Genomic DNA, 22,017 nt, shown 5'->3' on the forward strand with positions numbered 1-22,017 from the left:
AGAGACAGCCACCGCGCCGACCAGGGCCCAGCGCGAGGGCCTCGCCCGCCGCTTCTTCTCCGGGTCGTCCGCCAGCGCGTGCAGCAGCGCGTTCATGGAGGAGGGACGCTTCGCCGGATCGGTGCTCAGCCCCTGGAGGAGCGTGCGCGCCACCCACGCGGGGACCTGGGAGTCCTCCGGCGGCGCCACTCTGCCCGCGCGCTGAGCCGCGCGCAGTTCCGCCACGGTGTTGCCCTGGAAGGGGAGCTGGCCGTACAGCCCCTCATAGAGGGACACGCAGAAGGCATACAGGTCGCTGCGCGCGTCTCCCCGTTGGCCTCGGAACTGCTCGTCCGCCATGTAGCTCGGCGTCCCCATCCACTGGCTCGAGCGCGTGGTCAGCGGCGCGAGCGCCACGGCCGGCGGCGCGGGGAGGCGTTGCGCGGGGACCTCGCGCGGCTCGTCCACCGAGGCGGACTCGAGCCAGGCCAGGCCGAAGTCCGTCACCCGTGCCCGCCCGTCCTGGCCCACCAGCACATTGTCCGGCTTGAAGTCATGGTGGATGAGGCCCGCTTCGTGGGCGGCGGCCAGCCCCTGTCCTGCCGCCAGGTACTGCGCCAGCACCTCGGCCCACGGGCGCCCCTGCTGCCAGCGGCGCAGCGTCTGCCCCTCCACATATTCCATGGCGATGAAGAGCGCGCCGTCCTCCAGCGTGCCCGCGTCGTACACCGCCACCACCTGGGGGTGGCTCAGGCGGGCCATCGCCTGCGCCTCGCGCACGAACCGGGCCTGCTCCTCGTCGCGGCGGCTCTCTCCCGCGCTCCAGGGGCGCAGCAGCTTGAGCGCCACGCGCCGATCCAACCGCGCATCATACACGCTCAGGACCACCCCCATGCTGCCCTGGCCCAGCGTGCCCAGCACCGTATAGCGACCCAGCAGCGTGTAGCCGGGCTCGAGGGGGGGAGCCTTCGTGGGCTCCCCTTCATAGGGCCAGGTGGTGGGCCCCCCGTCCTCGAGCCTGGGCAGCGACTCCCCGTCGCGGGAAGGGACCTCCTCGGCATGCCCGCCGCGAGAGGCCTTCTCCCAATGCTCGTTCCTCATGGCCGCCTCTCCCCGTACATGCTGCACTCTCCAGCCCCGTCGGCGGCGTTGCGCGGATACTACTGTATCCAGGCGCAGGGACCGATGACGCGCGCGGCTGCTCGGGTGGTACCCGTTGTTACCAGGGCGCGACTTTGACACGCGGGAGACCCGTGCCTGGAGCCCGCTTCGCGGGGGCTTACCCACGCGTCCGCCGCGTTCAGGGCCGCTGGAGTGTCGAGGCGCTGGAAACGGGTGTGATCACGCCGAGGGCCCTCCCTGGGCACACGCGTTATCAGTGACAACACTCGTTACCAGGGCTCAGGAAGAAGCCAACCCCAGGATATCAAAGGGCTCTGCGGAAATAGAGCCGTCCCAGCGAGGGTGGCGCGCTGCGTGCACAAGGGCCGCGCGCCGTAACCGTTCACTGGAGAGGCTCACCATGATGAATGCAGTATCCAAGGCCCTGGCGCTCCTGGCGCTCACTGCGTCCACCTTCGCGTCCGCGCAGGATTACCAAGACACCACGCCGTATGTCGTCGACTCGGCGAAGTACCCGTACACGCTCTATCCGTCCAACACCCAGCTGGACGACAAGACTCCGTGGGAGACGCCGATCCTCCCGTTCAACCCGAGCAGCACCTACACGCCGCCGGAGCAGGACGCCGTCGTCCAGGGCGAGTCGGAGCTGCTCAACGCGCCCGTCTATCTCGACATGAATGACGGCATGAGGCACCTGCAGTACGGCCAGAAAACCATTCCGGAGGCCACCACGCAGAACGTGCCGCTGCCGACGGAGACGGTGCCGACGCAGGACCTGGCCGGGCTGAGCTCCGCGGGGCTGGGGGCGGCGCTCACCGGGCCCATCACCAAGAGCTACCAGCGCACCGAGCTGTTCGGTAACAACATCTTCGGCGCTGGCTACAACGTCAGCGCGGCCATCACCGCGACGCCCGCCACCAGCACCACGGCGAAGAAGCAGGAGGCGCTCACCGAGGGCCGGGTCCACGGCACCGCCTTCAACATCCAGAAGGAGCTGGTGCGCGGTCGCGCCACCGTTTGCGGGCAGCAGGGCGGCTGCAACAGCGGCAGCGCGGCGCTGTACGCCATGAGCGCGATGATCTGGAGCACCAGCCTCTCCGGCAACTTCGCGACGACCCCGATCAACTGGAGCCGGTCCTTCTTCTCCGTGTCCAAGACGTTCATGGTCGGCCCTGTCCCGCTCACCGTGAAGGCCTCGCTGACGGGCGGCGTGACGATGCGCGTGAATGGCCAGGTGAACCCCCTGCTCGCCGCGATCACCGGCACCGTGGGCGGCTTCGCCAACGTGGTGGCCTCCGCGGCGGTGAACGTCGCCATCGCCAGCTTTGGCGTGACCGGCTCCCTGCAGCTGATCAACGCCACGGTGGCGCCCCTGGCCAGCCTCGACTGGGGCCTCTGCATGGCTTCATGGCAGCTCAAGGCGCCCCTCAACCTGAACGCGCTCTCGGGCACGCTGACGGGGTTCGTGAAGATCAAGCTCCTGTTCTTCAAGAAGACCTGGAACGTCACCATCGCGAACTGGTCCGGCATCGTGAGGAACCTCGTCCTGTACAACGCCTCCGGCTCCATCTCGGCCTCGGGCTGCTAGCCGGGCTGACCCTGCCACCGCGCGGCCGCGCCCCGGAGGCGCTGGCCGCGCGCGGGGCGGGATGACCGGGCGTTGGCTCCTCGACTGAGCAATCGGCCGAGGAGACCGGGCCCACCCCTCCAACCAGAACTGAAGCGGCCAAGGCCGCTGACTCGGGAGTTTCCCATGCGGAAGTCGGTGAACGTGGGCGGCAAGACCTTCAGCAAGGTCCTCGGGGTGGGGCTCTCCCTCCTCCTCGTGAGCCTGCTGGGGCTCTGGGGGTGGGCATCCCGGTCCGCCGCGGTGGCCCCCTCGGAGACGTCGCGGTCCCCCCAGGCCGCTCCCGCGGTGGCGGGCCTGTCGACGCAGCCCCAGGGCGTGTCTCACAGGCCCTTGGCGGGGACGCGGGCGTGGATCCCCGGGGCGCTCTACCGCTATGCCCTGAACGCTGAGCAGAAGATCTCCTTCCGCCCCACCCAGCCTGGCGCGCAGGTGCTGCCCGGCATGAGGTTCATCCTCCGGGGCGAGTGGACCGTGGGGGTCGTCTCCGCGGAGGCCGAGCGCGTCGACGCGCGGGTGAGCCTGCAGCTCTCCTCGCTGACGGTGGAGGTCGGCGACAATGGCCCTGTCGCCCCCGACGTCCAGCAAAACCTCGCCACGGCGTTGCAGCTCCCCTTCTTCCTCACGCACGACACGAGCGGTCGGGTGACGCTCACGCACTTCGAGCAGGCGGCCGACCCGCTCGTGCGAGGCATCCTCCGGTCCATCGTGGCGAGCTCCCAGTTCGTCGTGGTCGGAGCGCCGGGCGCCACCTGGAGGGCGGAGGAGCTCGACACCACGGGGCGGTACAGCGCCGGGTACCAACGCCTGGAGCCGGGCCGCTTCGAAAAGCGCAAGCTGTCCTACTCCCACGTGGCTTTCCCGCAGGGGCTCGAGCCGCTGGGCGAGCAGGTCCGCATCGACGTGAGCGCCCGAAGCACCTTCGCGCTGGAGCAGGACCTCTGGACGAGCTCGCTCGATGCCCAGGAGCGGGTGGAGGTGGAGGCGGGCCAGACCATGTCCCCCACCACCTATGAGTCCTCTCTGAGCCTGAGCATGCTGGAGCGCCGCGTGGACCCGACGTTGATTGGCGCATTCGTGGCGCGCCGGGCCTCGCTGAGCTCCGCCGCCATGTCCGCCTTCCAGGGCATGGAGCAGGACCCGATGGACCAGTACCGCCAGGTGCTGGGCGGCAAGGACTTCGACACGCTGATCAAGGAACTGCGCGCGCTCCCGGAGGAGCCCACGGCTCGTGACGAGGTGCGCTCCATTGCCCTGGAGCGGCTGCGCGCGCTCTTCATGCTCCACCCCTCCGAGGCCGCGAAGGTCCCCGTCATCATCCGCGCGGGCATGGCTCCGCTCGCGGCCAGCCCCATGCTCGGCGCGCTCTCCGCGGCCAGCACCCACGAGGCCATTCAGGCCCTGGCGGAGGTCACGGGTGATCGCTCCATCCCCCATGACATCCGCATGGACTCGGTGGCCGCGCTGGGCGTGGCGAAGGATCCCACGGCTGAGGGCCTCGAGGCCCTTCGCGGCGTGGCGGGCGAAGAGGACGGGATGCTGCGCGACACGGCCAGCCTGGCGCTCGGCAACGCCGCGGCCCAGCTGACCGACACCGACCCCAAGGGCGCGGAGGACCTGGTCGGCGAGCTCACCCGTGGCTATCGCTCCGCCTCCACCGCGGAGGCGCGGGTGGGGGCGCTCAACAGCCTGGGCAACACCCGCTCGCCGAGCGCGCTCGCCACGCTGGAGGACGCGCTCCAATCGCAGGATCCCCGGGTGCGCCAGGCCGCGCTCAATGCGCTGCGCATCATCCAGGACCCTCGCGCCGACCAGCTCCTCGCCATGCATCTTCTCAAGGATCCGGCCCCGGAGGTCCGCCAGGCCGCCGTCTTCGCCAGCAACTTCCGGCCCCTGGCGCCCCTGCTGCCCGCCCTGGCGCAGGCGCTGCGCATGGATCCCGCGGACGGGGTGAGGAGCGAGGTGATCCACCTGCTGGGTGACCAGCGTGCCCTGGTGCCTGAGGCCCTGCCCTTGTTGGCCTGGGCCAGCCAACACGACGCGAACCCGGACCTCCGGCAGGCGGCCGCGGTCTTCGTCAACACGCCCACGACGCGCAGCTCCTCTCCGTAACGAACACTCACCGGCTTTCCGCGCCGCATGGCGCGGCATGAACAAGCAAGGACATTCCGATGTCGCGAAAGATCTGCGGGGCCATGGCCCTGGTGGTGGTGACGATGGTGTTGCCAGCACAGGTGCGGGCGCAACCTCTGCTGCTGGGCCGATGCACCGTCGACAACCTGTCGACGAGTGACATGGCGAAGCTGCGAGTCGAGTGGGCTCGCAAGTGCGCGCTGAACCAGAACGTCGGGCATCCGGGGGCCGCGTTCAACACGGGCCTGAGCTCCGCGAGTGGTGGGACGCTGAAGGACTATCTGGAGTCGGACCTGGAGCGGAACTCGATGGGAGAGGGCTCGTTCGCGGGCTCGAACTTCCAGGTGAACAACGCGGCCATGTTCGCGCTCTATAACTCGGGCCCCACCTACCAGGCGTTGGACACCGACGGTTACCAGCAGTGGTCACGCGACTCGTGGCGGAGGAAGGGACGCCCGCTCTACCCCACCTTCGGCACGACGCCCGACATCGCCGATGGGGACAACCTCCAGCTCTTCCCTCACAAGGAGCTGGCGAACTGCAGGCTCTACTTCGACAAGGAGAGCACCCAGCCGGCCTTCACCGCCTTCTATGTGAACGGCTACTGCGAGTCGGCCTGCTACACCGCCGAGCAGAAGATCCTCTTCGCCGACGGCGACCTCCCCATCCGTGAGGCGATGGAGGCGCTGCGTGAGGATTTGATCACGCTGACGCCGGACTCCACGTTCGATGATCTCCAGCTCCAGCCGAACCTCACCTACAGCTACACGCGAGAGCTCCGGGACGCGGAGCACACGCTCTCTGTCATCACCGCCCGGTCTGGCGGTCAGCTCCGCCTCACCCTCGAGCACCCGGTCATCACCGGCGAGGGCCGCATTGTGCAGGCGCAGACCCTCAAGGTGGGCGACGCGCTGGTGAAGGCAGATGGCACCCTGGATCCCATCGTGGACATCCAGAAGGCCACCTTCTTCGGCAAGGTCTACAACCTCGCGCCGGTGACGACAGATCGGGTGTCCAACATCCTCGTGGCCCAGGGCTACCTGGTGGGCTCCGTGCGGTTCCAGAACGACGAGGTGGGCTACCTCAACCGCATCATCCTCTACCGGAGCATTCCCGCCGACGTGCTCCCCCAGGTGGAGAGCCCATGAAGCGCCCTCTCTACCTGCTCGTCATCGCAGGGCTCGCGGGGCTGGTGCTCATCGCCTCGGCGCTCGACGGCGCGGAGGACGCTGCCCCCGTGACGGCGGCTTTGGCGCAGGTCTCTCCCGCACCGACCTCGCTGGCTCGTGACACGGCGCCGGAGCCCACCCCCGCGCCTCGCCCGTCCCCCATGTCCGCGGCACCGGCGGCAGCCTCGGGGGACGACGGGGAGCCCGGCGAGTTCACCACCACCACCGACCGGGTCAAGGCGGAGATCTTCAAGATGGAGCCGGAGCTGGCTCGGTTCGACTCCTTCCGTGAACATGTCCTCCTCGATTCCAACGGCCGCGAGGACTACGAGGCGCTGCTCGCCGACACGCGGATGCATGAGCAGCTGCGCCGGGCGCTGAGCACCTCGACGGAGGCCGAGGAGACGCTGGAGTCCAGCTTCAAGCGCCTGATGCGGATCGACTACCTGCGCGAGGCGCTGGCCTGGAGGCAGAACCCGGCGCGCGCGCAGCTGGTGTCCACGGTCGAGCGCATCATCCTGAAGGACTCGTTCACCGCGGAGCTGTCGCCGGACGCCAGGCGCTCGATGGCCGCGACCCGGATGGAGCTCTTCGAAATCTTCGCGGACCAAGAGCCCGCGAGAGCGGGTGCCCTGGTCGAGGCCGCGAAGGGGACGCCGCTCGAGAAGCTGGTGCAGCACTTCGCCGCGCGCAACCAGCGTCGTCGGGTGAAGGAGCGGGAGCTGAGCGTCCAAGCACAGGCGCGCCGTGGCGCGACGCCCTGATGGGCCGCGCCACCCACTCATCGGTTGAAAGGGAGAGCAGATGCGAAGCGTGAAGAGCTTGAGCAGGTTTATCACCCTGGGCCTCGTCCTGGCCTCGGTGGGGGTGCTCGCCGCGCCGCCCCGGAAGTCAGGGCCGGGCCGGTTGATGCGGGCCGACAACCCCGTGACGGGCGAGTACCTGGTGGTGCTGAAGGAGAAGCCCGGGCGCGGTCTGTCGAGCATGGCGGCGAAGGCGGGCGCGCTGGCCAGGCAGTCCGGTGCGCGCGTCCTCACCACCCACGAGACCGCCTTTCGTGGCTTCCTCGTCTCCGCCAGCGAGGAGCAGGCCCAGGCGCTCGCCGAGGCTCCTCAGGTGGACTACGTCCTGGAGAATGGCATCGTCCAGCCCTCGGGCGTCCAGAGCCCCGCGGACTGGAACCTGGATCGGATCGACCAGGAAACCCTCCCGCTGGACAACAGCTACCTGGCCGAGGACGCGACGGGCGTCAACGTCTACATCATCGACTCGGGCATCCGGGCGTCACACCTGGAGTTCGAGGGGCGCGCCCAGGTCGAGTTCAACGCTGTCCCCGACCAGACCGGGGATGACGTCACCGGGCATGGCACCGCCGTCGCGGGGATCATCGGCGGCAAGACACATGGCGTCGCCAAGAAGGTCAACCTTCTCGCGGTGAAGGCGTTCAACGAGTTCGGGACGACCGTGGATCGCCTGGTGACGGCGCTGGAGTGGGTGGCGAACAACGCCGACACGCCGGCCATCGTCAACCTGAGCTTCACCGCCGCGAGCGAGATTCCGGCCATCGATGCCGCCGTGGATGTCGTCGCGATGAACCCCGGGCTCGTCGTGGTGATCGCGGCGGGCAACGCGAACATCGACGCCTGCGGCTGTTCGCCGGCCCGCCTCCAGCCGGATGCGGTCCACCCCTTCCGGACGCGCATCATCACGGTGGGCGCGATCGACGAGAGCCAGACGCGCTGGGTGGGCGTCACCAACGCGTCCAACAAGGGAGAGTGTCTGGACCTCTGGGCTCCGGGCGCGAACCTCCGCTCCGTGAGCTCGACCAGTGACACAGACTCGACCTTCTTCCCGCTCGAGGGGACCTCCTTCGCCGCGCCACACGTGAGCGGCGCGGCGGCCATCCTGCTGGCCAACGGCGTCGCTCCCGCCGACATCCCCGCGCGACTCATCAACGACGCGAGCGTGGGGCAGGTGGAGCTGGACTTCGGTGACACGAGTTCACCCAACCTGCTGTTGTACAAGCGCCCTCACGCCACGCCCCTTGTCAACGGCGCGGGCGTGAGCGTGTCCGACGTCACGGGCGGCCGGCAGAACTTCAAGCTGGACGTCCCCGCGGGCCGGCCCTCGGTGACGTTCTCCATCTCCGGGGGCACCGGGGACGCGGACCTCTACATCCGCCACGGCAAGTTCCCGGAGCTGCACGCCTACCAGTGCCGTCCGCTGCGCAAGGGCAACAACGAGACCTGCGTGGTGAACAACCCCGCGGCGGGCACCTGGCTCATCCAACTGGGAGCCTTCTCCACCTACACCACCACCTTGAAGGGCCAATACTGATGAGGACACAAGCGATGAAGCGCTGGAACGTGTTGTGGACGTCGACCCTTGCGCTCGTGGCGGCGTGTGGTGTGCCCGCCGGCGAGGACGTGAGCGCGTCGGATGTGACGCTGGCCACCCAGGAGTCGGCGCTGTGCGTGGGAGTGAGCTTCGACTCGCTCGAGGTGGAGGGGGTGAGTTCCTTCGCGGGAGAGCTGGCGGGCGCAGGCTCCTGGGTGGTGGGCAACGGCGCCAACGCGGTGTACCTGGAGTACTCCGTGGACGGCGCGGACCACGGCTTCGATGAGCGCGTAGGAGAGCAGGGGGAGTGGTTCTTCAGCGAGGCCGCGGCCGGACTCGGCTGTGGGGTGCATTCCTTCGTGGTGAAGGCCTCCCCCATGATCATCGACAGCAATGGCAACCGCGCCAAATGCGGCATCTCTCGGGAGGTGCTCCGCAACTTCGTCCAGTTCTGCCCGAGCGTGAACCCGGGCGGCTACCACACGCTGGAGGTGAAGTCGGGCGGCAACGTGTGGGCCTGGGGCTACAACTCCTATGGCCAGCTGGGCAATGGGCAGAGGACCCAGCGTCACGCGCCGACGCGGGTGAGGGGCCTGCGCCATGTCGTCTCCACTTCGGCCGGAGCCGAGCACTCGGTGGCGGTGAAAGAGGACGGGAGCGTGTGGACGTGGGGCTCCAACGCCTACGGCCAGCTCGGAGACGGCACCACCACGATGCGCACGGTGCCTGTGCAGGTGCCGGAGCTGACCGACGTCGTCGCGGTGGCGGCCGCTGGCTCGCGGACGGTGGCGCTGAAGGCGGATGGGACCGTGTGGACCTGGGGAATCAACTCATCAGGAGAGCTCGGGAATGGGACCACCACCAACAGCTTGCTCCCCATCCAGGTGCCCAACCTCAGTGGTGTCACCAGCATCGCCGCGGGCTTGTGGCACACGTTGGCGGTGAAGAAGGACGGAAGCGCCTGGAGCTGGGGGAGCAACGCCTACGGACAGCTCGGGGACGGGACCACCCTCAACAGGTCGAGGCCCGTGCTGGTGGCGAGCCTCACCGGCGTCCGCGCGCTCTCCGGAGGCATCGTCCACACGGTCGCCCTGAAGTGGGACGGCACGGCGTGGGGCTGGGGCTACAACAGCGCGGGTCAGCTGGGCAACGGGACGACCACCAACAGCTCCATCCCGGTGCAGGTGGCGGTGCTCACCCAAGCCGTCGAGATCGACGCGGGCGGTTATCACACCCTGGCCAAGCGGCAGGATGGCACCTTGTATGCCTGGGGCGACAACTTCTACGGCGCGCTGGGCACCGGGAACACCCTCAGCAGCTCCGTGCCAGTGCAGGTCCCGCTCGTGGGGGTGCGCTCGTTCGGCGCGGGCTATTACTCCTCCGTGGCCGAGCGGAAGAAGGTGAACATGTCCCAGGTGCACACCCTGTTTGCCTGGGGCTACAACACCAACGGCGAACTCGGTGATGGGACCACCACCCAGCGCTCCTCCCCCGCGGCCGTCGTGGTCAGCGGAATCGTGAAGACCGCTGGCGGCAATGCTCACTCGGTGGCCCTGGGGGCCGGTGGGACGGTATGGAGCTGGGGCTACAATGCCTATGGCCAGCTGGGCAACGGGACGACCACCCAGGTCGTCACGCCCACGCAGCTCCCGGGCCTGAGCGGCGTCATCGACGTGGAGGCGGGGGTCAACCACACGGTGGCGCTGAGCGAGGACGGCACCGTGGCCACATGGGGTTACAACTCCTATGGCCAGCTCGGCAACGGGACGAACGCCAACCAGCTCACACCGCAGTCCGTGCCGGAGCTGGACGGCGTCACCGCCATCGCCGCGGGCTCCACGCACACGGTGGCGCTGAAGGCGGACGGCACCGTGTGGGCCTGGGGCTCCAACCTCTACGGCCAGCTCGGAGACGGGACCTTCACCCATCGCTCCTCGCCGGTGCAGGTGCCGTCCCTCGAGAATGTCGTCTCCATCGCCGCGGGCTACTTCCACACGGTGGCGGTGAAGGCGGATGGCACCCTTTGGGTCTGGGGCTACGGCCCCCTAGGGCAGTTGGGCCTCGGGACGACCACCAACCATTCCGTGCCGGTGCAAGTCCCCGGACTCGGTCATGCCATCGCCATCGCCGCGGGCGGCTACCACACGGTGGCGCTGCTGACGAGCGGCCAGGTGTGGACCTGGGGTTACAACGCCTCCGGCCAGCTCGGCGATGCGACGACCACCCAGCGCTACTCGCCGGTGCAGGTCCCCGGCCTCACCAATGTCATCGCGCTCACCGCGGGGGGGTACTTCACGGCGGTGTTGAAGCGGGACGGCACGGTGTGGGCCTTTGGCTACAACCCCAACGGCCAGCTCGGAGATGGGTCGACGACCTCGCGCAGCACCCCCACCGTGACGCTCCTGAACTCCGTCGTGGACCTCTCCTCGGGCGACAACCACATGATGGGGCTGCGCAAGGACGCCTTCGTCCGGGCCTGCGGCTACAACAGCGCCGGCCAGCTCGGCGACGGGACGACCACCCAGCGCCCGACGCCGGTGCAGGTGACGAACCTCCCAGGTGATGGGAGCATCACCTTCCCCGGGGGAGGTGGCGTCGGCATGGGCATTCGCTGAGGCTCCGACGGAGGTGCTCCTGGCTTGCCGCGCCGTCGAGCGAGCCAGGAGACGACCCTCGTAAAACTGGGATTTCAGCTTGGAGGATGTTTTCTTGGGTCGGCTCCGGGTGGTAGCGTCCCTTACTACCAGTGGTTCCGGCCCCGCATGACAAGAGCCCGTCGTCGATGATGAGCACGACCCCCGATCCGGAGGTCCTGCTGCCCATGCTTCGACGGAAGCTCGTCATCCTGTCGGGGAGCGACGCGGGCCGCAGCTTCTCGCTCCAGGTCCGAAGCTACCGGCTGGGGACGGAACCGGCGTGTGACATCGTCCTGAACGACCGGACCGTCTCCCGGCAGCACTTGTCTCTGGAGGTGAGAGAGGATCGGGTGCTGGCGCGGGACCTGGGGTCTCGCAACGGCTCGTTCTGCGAGCGCATGCGCTTCCGGGAGCTGGAGCTGCGCATGGGCGCCATCGTCAGGCTGGGCGCCACCGAGCTGAAGGTCGTCCCCGAGGAGGTGCGCGAGCACATCATCCCGCTCTCGTCGAACACCCGGTTCGGGGGGCTGGTGGGGGGCAGCCGGAGGATGCGCGAGGTCTTCACGCTGCTGCAGCGGCTGGCGGCGGGGGACGCGGACGTCCTCATCCAGGGCGAGACGGGGACGGGCAAGGAGCTGTGCGCGGCGGGCATCCACGCGGCCAGCCCGCGCAGCCGGGGGCCGTTCGGCATCGTGGATGTCGCGGGCATCACCCCCTCGCTGGTGGAGTCCGAGCTCTTCGGCCACGTGAAGGGCGCGTTCACCGGAGCCCACTCGGAGCGGCCTGGGGCCTTCGAGCAGGCGGATGGAGGCACCGTCTTCCTGGACGAGGTGGGGGAGCTGCCGCTGTCGGTCCAGCCGCGCCTGCTGCGAGTGCTGGAGGGTCGCCAGGTGAAGCGGGTGGGCGCCAACGAGTACCGCACCGTGAACGTGCGGGTGGTGGCGGCGACGCACAGGGATCTGGAGGCGGACGTCAAGGAGGGCCGGTTCCGCGAGGATCTGTTCCACCGGCTCGCGGTGCTGCGGGTGACGCTGCCGCCGCTGCGCGAGCACCCCGAGGACATCCCGCTGCTGGTGGACACGATGCTGGAGCGGCTGGGCCGGCCGCCCAGCGCGCTGTCCGAGCAGACGCGGGCCTTGCTGGAGCAGTACCCGTGGCCCGGCAACGTGCGCGAGCTGCGCAACGTGGTCCAGCGCGTGGTGAACCTGGGAGAGCAGGCGCTGCCGGAAATGTCTGCCTCGGAGGGGGCGCGCTTCACCAGCGCCGAGCTGGAGATGCCCTTCAAGGAGGCCAAGGAGCGCCTCATCGATGGCTTCGAGCGCGACTACCTCAAGAACCTGCTGGAGCGCTGCGGGGGCAACATCTCACGGGCCTCACGTGAAGCGGGCCTCGCGCGGCTCTATGTGCGCAAGCTGCTCAAGAAGTACGGGCTGCACGCGAGCAAGGATTCGGAGTGACGCAGGGAGCGCTGCTCGTCTGTTGGGCTTGATCCCGCGCCGAGTCCAGATGCTCGCGCTGTGCGTCGACCAGGGAGGCCGCGCGGGCATCCTGGATGTTTCCCTGGGAGCGAAGTCCGAAGTAGCTCCCGAGCCCTCCCGCCGCGAGTCCCGCCCCCGCGAGGACCATCGAGATGGGGCGGCGCCGAGACCTCGGTCCGGTCGCGGGCTCCACGCGCAACCCCGCTGCCTCATCAGAGGCATGGACTGGCACCAGGGCCAGCTCGGGGACTTCCCAGGTCGGACGCCCCGGGCGGTCTGAGCGAGGAACCTCCGTCTCCGGCGTCGCGACGGAAGCGGTGCCGTCCTCGCTCCCGGGCGTGGTTCGCGCACGGTCCCGCGTCACCTCCCGGCGCACGTTCTCGAAGTCCCGTTGCACCTTGGGGGACACCTTCACGGGAAGCGAGGCCAGGGGCCGCAGCGTCAATCCCTGACGAAAGGCCACGAGCGACTTGGGTCGCTGGCCCAGATCAGCCAGCACCAGGCCTTCGTAGAGCAACGCGTCGGCTCGCTCGTCCTCGGTCCTCGCCAGGACCTTGGCATCCGCGAGCGCGAGCAATGCCTGTTCGTACTCCAGCTCCTCGTAGAGCCGGGCCGCGTCGCGCAGTCGCCCCTGAAAGGCATCGGACGCGGTGGCAATCCGCGTCGCCCGCGAACCGACGGGCTGCGCCAGGGCTTCCCCCCGCGAGGGTCAGTGTGAGGCTCATCAGTGGGATGACCCTGATGAGTCTCGGGATTGCGGACTTATCCATGCATGGCCACGTTGGCATGACGTCCAGTGAGAGGACCGGGTCGACGCAAGGCCTTACGAGGGCGGCGGACGAGGTATCGCATTCGCGTCTGTCGATGAGCGCGGGTGCGCCGCGAGAAGCCCTGTCGCCAGGGCAATCATTCGGGTTCGCAGTGACGCGGGCTCCACCACCTCGAAGCCACCGCCCACCTCACAGAGCTGGCCCAGCGCGATGGCCTCCCGCTCGAAGTCCACGACGACAGTCTTTCGGCCGTCCGCCACCTGCCCGGAGTCGAATCGTGGCGCCTCCGTGGACGGACGAATCCGGCGCAAGGTCGCCTCCGCGTCCGCCGTCAGCCGCAGCGTCACCTCGTACCGCGCTCCCTTCTCCGCGAAGCGCGCGCACCACTCGCGCCAGAACGAGGGCAAATCGAAGCGCGCGGGCCGCTCGAAGGACTCCCCGCGCTGTCGGACACCTTCGATGCGCGAGCCCCGGTACACACGTGGCCCCTTCTCCGTCCCGGCGACCAGGTACCAGCGGTCCGCCTTGAGCACGAGCGCATACGGGTCCACCGCGCGCCGGCTCTGCTTCCCATCGAAGTCCCGGTACGTCAGCGACACCTTCCGGTTCTGCCACGCCGCCTCGCGCAGCACCTCCAGGTGGGGCACCGACTCGCGCTCCTTGAACCAGCCGGAGGCATCCACGTGCAGCCGTTGCCGTGCGTACTCCATCGCGGGCTGCTGCAACACGGGCAGCGCCGCCGCCAGCTTCACCAACCCGCTGCTCAGCGGCGCGGACAGGCCCAGGTCGCTCAATCCCCCCGGCGTGGCGCTCATCGCCGCCAGCGCCTGCAGCTCCGTGCGCGTCAGCCCCGTGAGCTGCGTCTTCCATCCATCGAGCAGCGCGACGCCGCCCGCGGAGCCACGCGTCGCGTACACCGGCACGCCCGAAGCAGACAGCGCGTCGAGGTCCCGGTGGATGGTGCGCTCGGAGACCTGGAGTTCGCGCGCGAGCTCTCCCGCCGTCCGCTTCGGACGGGTCTGCAGCAACATCATCAGGCTGACGAGTCGGTCGGCGCGCATGTCGGAAATCCCACCGCGCACTGTACGCGGGCCATCATGACAGGGGATGTCATGATTGCCTCCGTAAGGTGTTCCCATCACCGGCCATCCGCACCCCACCTCCGCCGGTCCGAGGAGAGACACCATGAAGAAGCCACTCGAAGGACGCATCGCCCTGGTCGCGGGAGCCACGCGGGGCGCGGGCAGGGGCATCGCGACCCGGCTCGGCGAGGCCGGCGCCACCGTGTACTGCACGGGCCGCAGCGTGCGCGGCCGCCCCGCCTCTGGCTCGAAGCGCCCGGAGGTCCTCGAGGAGACCGCGGAGCATGTCACCGCGCTGGGGGGCCACGGCATCGCCGTGCGGTGCGACCACACCGTCACGGAGGAGGTCGCCGCCCTCTGCGCGCGCATCCAGAAGGAGCAGGGGCGGCTCGACATCCTGGTGAATGACATCTGGGGCTGCGACGCCATCTCCAAGCTCGGCGTGCCCTTCTGGAAGCAGTCTCCCGAGCACGCGCGCACCGTGTTGGAGCGCGCCGTGCTCACCCACATCCTCACCAGCCGCCACGCCGTTCCGCTCATGCTCGGGCAGGAGAGGGGCCTCGTCGTCGAAATCACCGACGGAGACCATTTCGGCTATCGCGGCAGCGTCATCTACGACGTCGCGAAGATGAGCGTCATCCGGCTCGCGTTCGCCATGTCGCGAGACTTGCGTCGCACCCGCGTCACCGCGCTCGCCGTGACGCCCGGCTTCCTGCGCTCCGAGGAGATGCTGGAGGGCTTCGGCGTCACCGAGGCGAACTGGCGCGACGGCGCGAAAGTGGAGCCGGACTTCATCGCCTCCGAGTCACCGTCCTACGTCGGCCGCGCCGTCGCCGCGCTCGCCGCGGACCCGAACGTCGCCACCAAGGCCGGCACCGTCCATAGCTCCTGGGCCCTGGCCCGCGAGTACGGCTTCACCGACCTGGACGGCTCCCAGCCCCACTGGGACGAGTACTTCGAGCGCACCTATCGCACGCCCTACCGCGTCGCCGACGCCACCGCCTACGCGTCCTGGCACAACAGCCCCATCGAGATCGCCCGCCCCAACTGGCCCGTCGACTGAATCCGTCCTTTCGCCCGCACCCGGGCCGGGCCCACCCGGGCCTACATGGTCTGGGAGTCCTGGGCCGCTCGCACCGAGCGGGCGACCGACCAGGGGCCTCGGGCGACGGTTGGGCCACGCGCTCGTGGACGTGGCCCCTCTGCGCCGGTAGGGTGCGCGGCTCGAATGGAACGCCCCCTAGTGGTTTCCGCCCTCGAAAATCAGGTCAAGGCCCGGCCCGTGCCGCGCCACGTGGGCATCATCATGGATGGCAACGGTCGGTGGGCGGAGTCGCGGGGTCTGGACCGACTTGAGGGCCACCGCGAAGGGAGCTCCAGTGTGCGGGAGGTGACCCGCACCGCCCGCCGCGTGGGCATCCAGGCCCTGACCCTCTACGCCTTTTCCTCACAGAACTGGGCCCGCCCCGCGGAGGAGGTCGCCGGGCTGATGGACCTGCTGCGCGACTACCTGGAGCGCGAGCGGGCCGAAATCCTCGACAACGGCATCCGCCTGAACGCGGTGGGTGACGTGGGGCGCCTGCCCCGCTTCGTGCGGGAGCCGTTGGACCGGCTCATCGCCGACTCGGCGCACAACACCGGCATGGTGCTGTCGCTGGCGCTGTCCTACGGCGGCCGGGAGGAAATCCTCCACGCCGCCAGTCGGATGGCGGAGGCCATCTCCCGGGGCGAGCTGTTGGCGGGCCGGGTGGAAGAAGCCGACTTCGAGTCCTTCCTGTGGACGAACGGGCTGCCCCCGCTGGACCTGGTGGTGCGCACCAGCGGCGAGCAGCGCGTGTCCAACTTCCTGCTCTGGCAGATGGCGTACGCGGAACTGTGCTTCACCGACGCCCTCTGGCCGGACTTCCGCACCGATGAGTTTCTCCGCTGCGTGTCTCAGTACCAGCAGCGAGAGCGGCGCTTCGGTCTCACTTCCGCCCAAGTCAAGCGGGAGGACACCCCCCAGCGGGCCAAGGCGTGAACGACAAGAACAAGAACCTCGTCGTGCGCATCGTGACGGCGCTGACGCTCCTGCCGCTCGTGGTGTTGCTGCTCTTCCTCGGCGGCGTGTGGAGCGCGGGCCTGTTGGGCCTCGCCGCCGCCGCGTGCGTGGGGGAGTACTATCTCATCGTCCAGAAGCGGCTGAACGCGGCCGCCTGGGTGGGCATGGCCTTCGCCGCGGTGATGCCGTTCCTGCCGCTCAAGGACGCGGCGCGCACGGGAGAGACGGCCTTCTGGCTCACCGTCGTCTTCTCGTTCTTCGCGTGGATATTCCACCTGTTCAAGGGCCCGCTCGCGGAGGCCCCCACGCGCACGGCGCACCTGGTCAACGGCTTCCTGTACGGCGCCGTGGGCCTCACCGCCCTGTCCGCGCTGCGGCTGCTGCCGGACCATGGTCTGGCGTGGGTCATCTGCGCGCTGACGATTACGTGGGCCAACGACACCGCCGCGTACTTCTTCGGCCGCTTCCTGGGGCGCCACAAGCTGTACCCCGAGGTGAGCCCCAACAAGACGTGGGAGGGCTTCTTCGGCGGCATGCTCGGCTCGGTGGGCGGCATGTTCATCGCCCGGGGCTTCTTCTTCCCCGTGTTCACCGTGTGGGACTGCGTGCTGCTGGGCATCGCCGGCGGCCTGTTGGGTCCCGTGGGTGACTTGTGCGAGTCCATGCTGAAGCGCGCGTACGGGGTGAAGGACTCGGGTTTCCTCATCCCCGGGCACGGTGGGGTGCTGGACCGCATCGACGCTTTGCTCTTCAACGCCCCCCTGGTGTTCGTCTACGTGCAGTTCGTGCGCGGCCTGCTTCCGTAGAATCGTGAGATTTCGCTCGCCCGCCTGGCTGGCGGGCCCGGATGTGCGTTGTCCGTCCGGGGGCTCACGATTACTGTTGCCGCCATGCCCTCACTTCAGAACCTGGGGTTCTTCATCCTCCTGCTTGGCGTGCTCGTGACAGTGCACGAGCTTGGCCATTTCCTCGTGGCGAAAGCCTGCGGGGTGAAGGTCCTCAAGTTCTCCATCGGCTTCGGGCCCAAGCTCATCGGCTTCGTGAAGGGCGAGACGGAGTATCAAATCGCCATCCTGCCCCTGGGCGGCTTCGTGAAGATGGCGGGCGACCTGCCCCATGAAGAACTGAGCCCCGAGGAAGCCAGGCGCGGCTTCCTGGCGCAGCCCCCCTGGAAGCGCGGCCTCATCGTCCTGGCGGGGCCGGCCTTCAACCTCATCTTTCCCGTCATCGTCTATTTCTTCGTGTTCCTCGGCCCGCACCAGGCCACGTCCACCCTGGTGGGGTATGTGGAGCCCGGGATGCCCGCAGCCGCCGCCGGCATGCGCCCTGGAGACCGGGTGCTGTCCGTGGAGGGCGAGTCGGTGCGCACCTTCGACGACATGCGGGACACCTTCGTCGGGCGCTTCGAGCGGCCGATTCCCATCGTCGTGGAGCGCGATGGCCAGCCGGTGACGTTGACGGTGAAGCCCATCAAGAACACGGAGACGTCGCCCATCGACACGGTGGAGCGGGGCCTCATCGGCGTGCTGCCGCTGGCCAAGCCGCCCCTGGTGGGTGTGCCTCCGGGGTCCGTGGCGGAGGCCGCGGGGCTGCGGACGTTCGACCGCGTGCTGAGCGTCAACGGGACGAACGTTCCGGACGAGGCGCGGCTGTACCAGGAGTTGGGCCGGCACCCGGAAGGGGAGCCGCTCAAGGTCGTCGTGCGGCGCATGGACACCGTGGCGGCGGGCGTGGTGCAGGGTCAGGTGGCCCGTGTGGCGGAGGTGACTGTGCCCCGTCAGCCCGGTGCGGGCCTGGCGGCGCTGGGCGCGGAGCCGGCGGACCAGTATGTGGCGACGGTGGTGCCCGGCAGCGCGGCGGAGAAGGCCGGGCTCAAGCAGGGTGACCGCATCGTCTCGCTGGACGGCGAGGTCCTCCCGTCCTTCCGGATGCTGGAGGTGAAGCTCAGCGGGGCGGAGGCGAAGCCCTTCACGCTGACGTGGCGGAGCACGGACGGCGAGCACACCGAGAAGCTCTCACAGGCCCCGCTGATGGCGGAGGACGGCATGGGGCAGCAGCTCACGAAGCTCTCCCTGGGCGCGCGCGGGTGGACGCTCGTGGACGCGGACGTGGCGCGGGCGGACGAGGTGACGGTGCACCTGGGCCCGGCCGCGGCGCTGAAGCAGGCGGCCATCGTGGTGCCGAAAATCGTGGGGCAGATGGTGAAGGTGCTCGGGGGGCTGGTCACCCGCGACGTGCCGCTGAGCACGGTGGGCGGCCCCATCATGATGTACCAGCTGGCGGCCCGGAGCGCCGAGCAGGGGCTCGACTCCTTCCTCAACCTGATGGCCATCATCTCCATCAACCTGGGCGTGATGAACCTGCTGCCCATCCCCGTGCTGGATGGCTTCGCGCTGCTGTCCGCCGCGTGGGAAGGCATCCGCCGTCGCCCCATCCCCGTGCGCGTGCGCGAGGCCGCCAACATGGTGGGACTGGCGCTGCTCATCCTGCTGATGCTCCTGGTCTTCACCAACGACATCACCCGCTAGAGGTCCCATGCGCGCGAGCACCTTCGTCATCTTGCTGGCGCTGGGCATCTCCACCGGGTGCGCGTCGCGCGCGGCGAAGCCGGACTCGCGTGAGGACTCCAGCCCGGAGCCGTCCTCGCCCCGGGTGACGAAGCGCGAGCAGATGCCTCGCTCCTACGTGGGCGAGGGGCTGGCCTCGTTCTACGGCCCGGGGCTGCACGGCCGTCCCACCGCGAGCGGGGAGCGCTTCAACCAGAACGAGCTCACCGCCGCGCACCGCAAGGAGCGCTTTGGCGCGTGCCTGCGCGTGGTGAACATGGAGAACGGCCGCGCCGTGCAGGTGCGCGTGAATGACCGGGGGCCATACGTGGATGGGCGCATCATCGACGTCTCGAAGGCCGCCGCCTCCAAGCTGGGCATGCTGGACAAGGGCGTGGTGCGCGTGCGGCTGTACCGCTGCAAGGACGCCGTGTCGGAGATTCCCCGCGCAATGTGGGCCGCGCCGGTGTAGGGAGCGCCCATGTTCCTCGCGCTGGACACCTCCACGCTGACGATGTCGCTCGCCCTGGTGGAGCGCGGGCCGGAGGGGGCCGTGCACGCGGTGGAGCACTCCGTGGTGCGGCCTCCCGTGAAGCAGAGCGAGGCGCTGCCCGGTGTCGTCGGTGAGCTGCTGGACCGCCATGGCGTCAAGCTCGGGGATTTGGAGGGCCTCATCGTGGGCCTGGGCCCGGGCTCCTTCACGGGGTTGCGCATCGGCCTGGCCACGGTGAAGTCGCTGGCGTACGCGGCGAACCTCAAGGTCGCGGGCGCGTCCTCGCTGGCGGCCGTGGCGCTGGAGGGCCCGGAGGACGTGCCGCTCTACTGCCTGGCCGTGGCGCGCAAGGACGACCTGTACCTGGGCGCGTATGTCCGGCGCGGCGCGACGGTGGAGGCGCTGGAGCCGGAGACGGCCATGTCGCCCAAGGACGTGGCCGCGCGCATGGCCGCTGAGCCGCGCGCGGTGGCGCTGGGGCCGGCGCTGGTGGACTACCGCGCGGCGCTGGTGTCGCACGGTGTGGCGGCGGAGCGACTGTTGACGGGGCCGGATTTTCCCTCGGCGGTGGAGCTGACGCGGCTTGCGCGCATGCCAGAGACGTTCTCGCTCGAGGCCCTCTTCGCCATGGAGCCGCACTACGTGCGGGCCTCCGAGCCGGAGCGAAACCCCAAGTTCCCTCCGCTGCCGGGGCCTGCGCCCACGGCGCGGTTGAAGGACGACTGAAGCGTCCAGCGCTCACGCGCTCGGGCGATGCAAAGGACGCGCGATGAACGAGAATCTCAAGATTGCCGTGGTGGGCGCCACGGGTGTGGTGGGCCGTGAGGTGTTGGCCGCGCTGTACGCGCGCGACGTGCCCGCGGAGCAGGTGCGCGCCTTCGGCTCCGAGCGCTCGAAGGGGCTGGAGGTGGAGTACGGCGAGGACTCGCTGGAGGTGGAGCGCGCCGTTCCGGAGGCCTTCAAGGGCATGGGGCTGGTGCTGCTGGCCACGCCCGCGGAGGCGTCGCGCACGCTGGCTCCGGCCGCTCAGGCCGCGGGCGCGTGGGTGGTGGATGTCAGCTCCGCCTTCCGGTCCGACGGCAACGTCCCGCTGGTGCTGCCGGGCTTCAACACGGAGCTCTTGGGCGCGACGATGAAGGGGCGCCTGGTGTGCCTGCCGAGCGCGGTGACGACGGCGTCGGTGCATGTGATGGAGCCCCTGCGCCGGGCCTTCGGCGTGGTGCGCGCGCAGGTGACGGCGATGATGAGCGTGTCCAGCGCGGGCGTGCGCGGCGTGGCGGAGCTGGAGAAGCAGACCGCGGATTTGATGTCCGGGCGCGAGCCGGACCCGAGCGCCTTCCCGCACCGAGTGGGCTTCAACCTGGTGCCCCAGGTGGGCGGCTTCATGGTGGGCTCCCCGTGGACGGAGGAGGAGGGCGGCTGGACGCTGGAGGCCGCGCGGCTGTTCGCGACGCGAGGCGACGCGCCCGTGCTCGCTGGCACCGCGGTGCAGGTGCCCAGCTTCTACGGCCACGGCCTCACCCTCAACGTGCAGCTGAAGAAGGCGGGCCCGGTGGAGCAGGTGCGCGCGGCCCTGAAGACGTCACCCGCCCTCAAGGTGCTGGACACCCCCGGTGAGCGCATCTACCCCATGCCCATGCTCGTCACGTCGGACCCCACGGTGCACGTGGGCCGGGTGCGCGCCTTCCCCCAGGCCCCCGAGTGGGTGACGCTCTTCGCCGCCGTGGACAACGCCACCCGGGGCGCCGCCCTCAACCTGGTGGAGGCCGGCTTGAAGCTGGCTGAACGCCCCGTCTGACAAATTGGCACGCCGGCCGCGGCCGCCCTGCCTGTTTGGCTCGCCGGAGCGGCCCGCGAGGGCCAGAAGTAGGCCTGCGGGAACGATTTCAACGTGGCCTCCCGCTTGCTAGCTTCCGGCTACCCATGCGCCTCACATTCGCCGTGCTCCTGCTCTTCGCGTCGACCGCCCTGGGGCAGACCGTGACGTTCTCCGGCTCGGTCATCGTCGACAACGACATCGTCGTCTCCAAGGCCAACTGCGCCGATCGCAGGTCCGTCTCCTGGTCGCGGACGGGGACCCTCGCGTGCAGTCCGCTCGTCTTCTGGTTGTCGGACGGCAACTGTTCGGGGGAACCGGGCGAGGGGGACAAGGAAATCTTGGAAATCGCCGAGGGGAACACCGCCACTACGTCCGGCACGCTCGAGCTGCGCATGAGTGATGCGCTCGCCGCGGGTGGCCTCACGTGTGAAACCCAGACGGCGGACAAGACCTACAGGCTCTGTGCGACGGTGGAGAAGCAGGACTCGCTTGGGGCCTGCGACAGTACGACCTCCAGCGTGGGCTCGCCGAGCGTCAACTTCATCCTGGACCCGACCTCTCCCCTGGCGCCGGCACTGCCGGGCGTGACGGGCCTGGACAGCGCGCTGAGTGTCAGCGTGACGGTGCCCAGCGACACGACGAGCATGCTGGTGGAGGTGGTGGAGCTGGTGCCAGGGGATGGGGATGGCGGGACGGCCACCGCGGGCGAGGTGGTGCGCTCGAAGACGCAGACGTCCGACAACACGGTGTTCCGGATGGATGAGCTGGAGAACGAGAAGGAGTAC

General features: G+C 69.4%; 18 protein-coding genes. 15 read left to right on the plus strand and 3 right to left on the minus strand.

Features of this window, described 5'->3' with window-relative positions:
• The coding region (locus HR086_RS28140; protein WP_174467158.1) for a serine/threonine-protein kinase at positions 1 to 1,080 on the minus strand (1,080 nt) is incomplete at its 3' end.
• Positions 1,081 to 1,501: 421 nt separating this feature from the next.
• Here HR086_RS28140 and HR086_RS28145 point away from each other — a divergent pair.
• From HR086_RS28145 to HR086_RS28175, 7 genes are all read left to right on the plus strand, one after another.
• Positions 1,502 to 2,689 carry a hypothetical protein gene (locus HR086_RS28145; RefSeq protein ID WP_174467159.1) on the plus strand — a complete coding sequence of 396 codons (1,188 nt, stop codon included), beginning with the start codon at positions 1,502 to 1,504 and terminating at the stop codon, positions 2,687 to 2,689.
• 165 nt (positions 2,690 to 2,854) lie between these two features.
• Positions 2,855 to 4,840, plus strand: coding sequence for a HEAT repeat domain-containing protein (locus HR086_RS28150; protein ID WP_174467160.1), 1,986 nt, complete (start codon positions 2,855 to 2,857; stop codon positions 4,838 to 4,840).
• 59 nt (positions 4,841 to 4,899) lie between these two features.
• Positions 4,900 to 6,009, plus strand: a complete 1,110-nt coding sequence (locus HR086_RS28155) for a Hint domain-containing protein (protein ID WP_174467161.1) — start codon at positions 4,900 to 4,902, stop codon at positions 6,007 to 6,009.
• The gene (locus HR086_RS28160) at positions 6,006 to 6,794 is read left to right on the plus strand and encodes a hypothetical protein (protein ID WP_174459451.1); all 789 of its coding nucleotides are present in this window, start codon (positions 6,006 to 6,008) and stop codon (positions 6,792 to 6,794) included. The genes HR086_RS28155 and HR086_RS28160 overlap by 4 nt, the downstream gene beginning before the upstream one ends.
• Before the next feature lie 40 nt (positions 6,795 to 6,834).
• Positions 6,835 to 8,367 carry a S8 family serine peptidase gene (locus tag HR086_RS28165; RefSeq protein WP_174467162.1) on the plus strand — a complete coding sequence of 511 codons (1,533 nt, stop codon included), beginning with the start codon at positions 6,835 to 6,837 and terminating at the stop codon, positions 8,365 to 8,367.
• Positions 8,368 to 8,381: 14 nt separating this feature from the next.
• A complete protein-coding gene (locus HR086_RS28170) occupies positions 8,382 to 10,982 on the plus strand; it encodes an RCC1 domain-containing protein (protein ID WP_174461859.1) in 2,601 nt (866 codons plus the stop codon).
• Between the two features lie 170 nt (positions 10,983 to 11,152).
• On the plus strand, positions 11,153 to 12,460 hold the full coding sequence (locus tag HR086_RS28175) for a sigma 54-interacting transcriptional regulator (protein ID WP_174467167.1): 1,308 nt from the start codon (positions 11,153 to 11,155) through the stop codon (positions 12,458 to 12,460).
• Here HR086_RS28175 and HR086_RS28180 read toward each other — a convergent pair.
• Together HR086_RS28180 and HR086_RS28185 are read right to left on the minus strand one after the other, a co-directional pair.
• A complete protein-coding gene (locus HR086_RS28180) occupies positions 12,420 to 13,058 on the minus strand; it encodes a hypothetical protein (protein ID WP_174467163.1) in 639 nt (212 codons plus the stop codon). The two genes, HR086_RS28175 and HR086_RS28180, sit on opposite strands and share 41 nt — an antisense overlap.
• A 246-nt stretch (positions 13,059 to 13,304) precedes the next feature.
• Positions 13,305 to 14,312 (minus strand): YafY family protein, encoded by a 1,008-nt coding sequence (locus HR086_RS28185; RefSeq protein ID WP_174467164.1) that lies wholly within the window; start codon positions 14,310 to 14,312, stop codon positions 13,305 to 13,307.
• A gap of 124 nt (positions 14,313 to 14,436) precedes the next feature.
• Here HR086_RS28185 and HR086_RS28190 point away from each other — a divergent pair, with 124 nt between their 5' ends.
• The 8 genes from HR086_RS28190 to HR086_RS28225 form a co-directional block, all read left to right on the plus strand.
• Entirely contained in the window at positions 14,437 to 15,396 is a 960-nt protein-coding gene (locus tag HR086_RS28190) for an SDR family oxidoreductase (RefSeq protein WP_174467165.1), read from the plus strand.
• Between the two features lie 165 nt (positions 15,397 to 15,561).
• A complete protein-coding gene (gene uppS / locus HR086_RS28195) occupies positions 15,562 to 16,353 on the plus strand; it encodes a polyprenyl diphosphate synthase (RefSeq protein ID WP_141644889.1) in 792 nt (263 codons plus the stop codon).
• Positions 16,350 to 17,180 (plus strand): phosphatidate cytidylyltransferase, encoded by an 831-nt coding sequence (locus HR086_RS28200; RefSeq protein WP_174454882.1) that lies wholly within the window; start codon positions 16,350 to 16,352, stop codon positions 17,178 to 17,180. Before uppS ends, HR086_RS28200 begins: the two co-directional genes overlap by 4 nt.
• A gap of 84 nt (positions 17,181 to 17,264) precedes the next feature.
• Complete coding sequence (rseP, locus tag HR086_RS28205; protein WP_141644891.1) at positions 17,265 to 18,902, plus strand: RIP metalloprotease RseP; 1,638 nt, start codon at positions 17,265 to 17,267, stop codon at positions 18,900 to 18,902.
• Positions 18,903 to 18,909: 7 nt separating this feature from the next.
• Positions 18,910 to 19,392, plus strand: coding sequence for a septal ring lytic transglycosylase RlpA family protein (locus HR086_RS28210; protein WP_141644892.1), 483 nt, complete (start codon positions 18,910 to 18,912; stop codon positions 19,390 to 19,392).
• 9 nt (positions 19,393 to 19,401) lie between these two features.
• Entirely contained in the window at positions 19,402 to 20,139 is a 738-nt protein-coding gene (tsaB, locus tag HR086_RS28215) for a tRNA (adenosine(37)-N6)-threonylcarbamoyltransferase complex dimerization subunit type 1 TsaB (RefSeq protein WP_174461863.1), read from the plus strand.
• Positions 20,140 to 20,182: 43 nt separating this feature from the next.
• Positions 20,183 to 21,211 carry an aspartate-semialdehyde dehydrogenase gene (locus HR086_RS28220; RefSeq protein ID WP_174454886.1) on the plus strand — a complete coding sequence of 343 codons (1,029 nt, stop codon included), beginning with the start codon at positions 20,183 to 20,185 and terminating at the stop codon, positions 21,209 to 21,211.
• A 125-nt stretch (positions 21,212 to 21,336) separates the two neighbouring features.
• A partial coding sequence (locus HR086_RS28225; protein WP_174467166.1) for an MXAN_2561 family MXYO-CTERM-anchored protein occupies positions 21,337 to 22,017 on the plus strand: 681 nt, incomplete at its 3' end.

The sequence above is a fragment of the Myxococcus sp. CA039A genome (genome assembly GCF_013336645.1).
GTDB lineage: Bacteria > Myxococcota > Myxococcia > Myxococcales > Myxococcaceae > Myxococcus > Myxococcus llanfairpwllgwyngyllgogerychwyrndrobwllllantysiliogogogochensis.

What these genes read in the sequence shown, in the direction of transcription:
- HR086_RS28145 (WP_174467159.1), top strand. Translation starts at nt 1,502, where the DNA reads ATGATGAATGCAGTATCCAAGGCCCTGGCGCTCCTGGCGCTCACTGCG.
- HR086_RS28150 (WP_174467160.1), top strand. Translation starts at nt 2,855, where the DNA reads ATGCGGAAGTCGGTGAACGTGGGCGGCAAGACCTTCAGCAAGGTCCTC.
- HR086_RS28155 (WP_174467161.1), top strand. Translation starts at nt 4,900, where the DNA reads ATGTCGCGAAAGATCTGCGGGGCCATGGCCCTGGTGGTGGTGACGATG.
- HR086_RS28160 (WP_174459451.1), top strand. Translation starts at nt 6,006, where the DNA reads ATGAAGCGCCCTCTCTACCTGCTCGTCATCGCAGGGCTCGCGGGGCTG.
- HR086_RS28165 (WP_174467162.1), top strand. Translation starts at nt 6,835, where the DNA reads ATGCGAAGCGTGAAGAGCTTGAGCAGGTTTATCACCCTGGGCCTCGTC.
- HR086_RS28170 (WP_174461859.1), top strand. Translation starts at nt 8,382, where the DNA reads ATGAAGCGCTGGAACGTGTTGTGGACGTCGACCCTTGCGCTCGTGGCG.
- HR086_RS28175 (WP_174467167.1), top strand. Translation starts at nt 11,153, where the DNA reads ATGAGCACGACCCCCGATCCGGAGGTCCTGCTGCCCATGCTTCGACGG.
- HR086_RS28185 (WP_174467164.1), bottom strand. Translation starts at nt 14,312, where the DNA reads ATGCGCGCCGACCGACTCGTCAGCCTGATGATGTTGCTGCAGACCCGT.
- HR086_RS28190 (WP_174467165.1), top strand. Translation starts at nt 14,437, where the DNA reads ATGAAGAAGCCACTCGAAGGACGCATCGCCCTGGTCGCGGGAGCCACG.
- uppS (WP_141644889.1), top strand. Translation starts at nt 15,562, where the DNA reads ATGGAACGCCCCCTAGTGGTTTCCGCCCTCGAAAATCAGGTCAAGGCC.
- rseP (WP_141644891.1), top strand. Translation starts at nt 17,265, where the DNA reads ATGCCCTCACTTCAGAACCTGGGGTTCTTCATCCTCCTGCTTGGCGTG.
- HR086_RS28210 (WP_141644892.1), top strand. Translation starts at nt 18,910, where the DNA reads ATGCGCGCGAGCACCTTCGTCATCTTGCTGGCGCTGGGCATCTCCACC.
- tsaB (WP_174461863.1), top strand. Translation starts at nt 19,402, where the DNA reads ATGTTCCTCGCGCTGGACACCTCCACGCTGACGATGTCGCTCGCCCTG.
- HR086_RS28220 (WP_174454886.1), top strand. Translation starts at nt 20,183, where the DNA reads ATGAACGAGAATCTCAAGATTGCCGTGGTGGGCGCCACGGGTGTGGTG.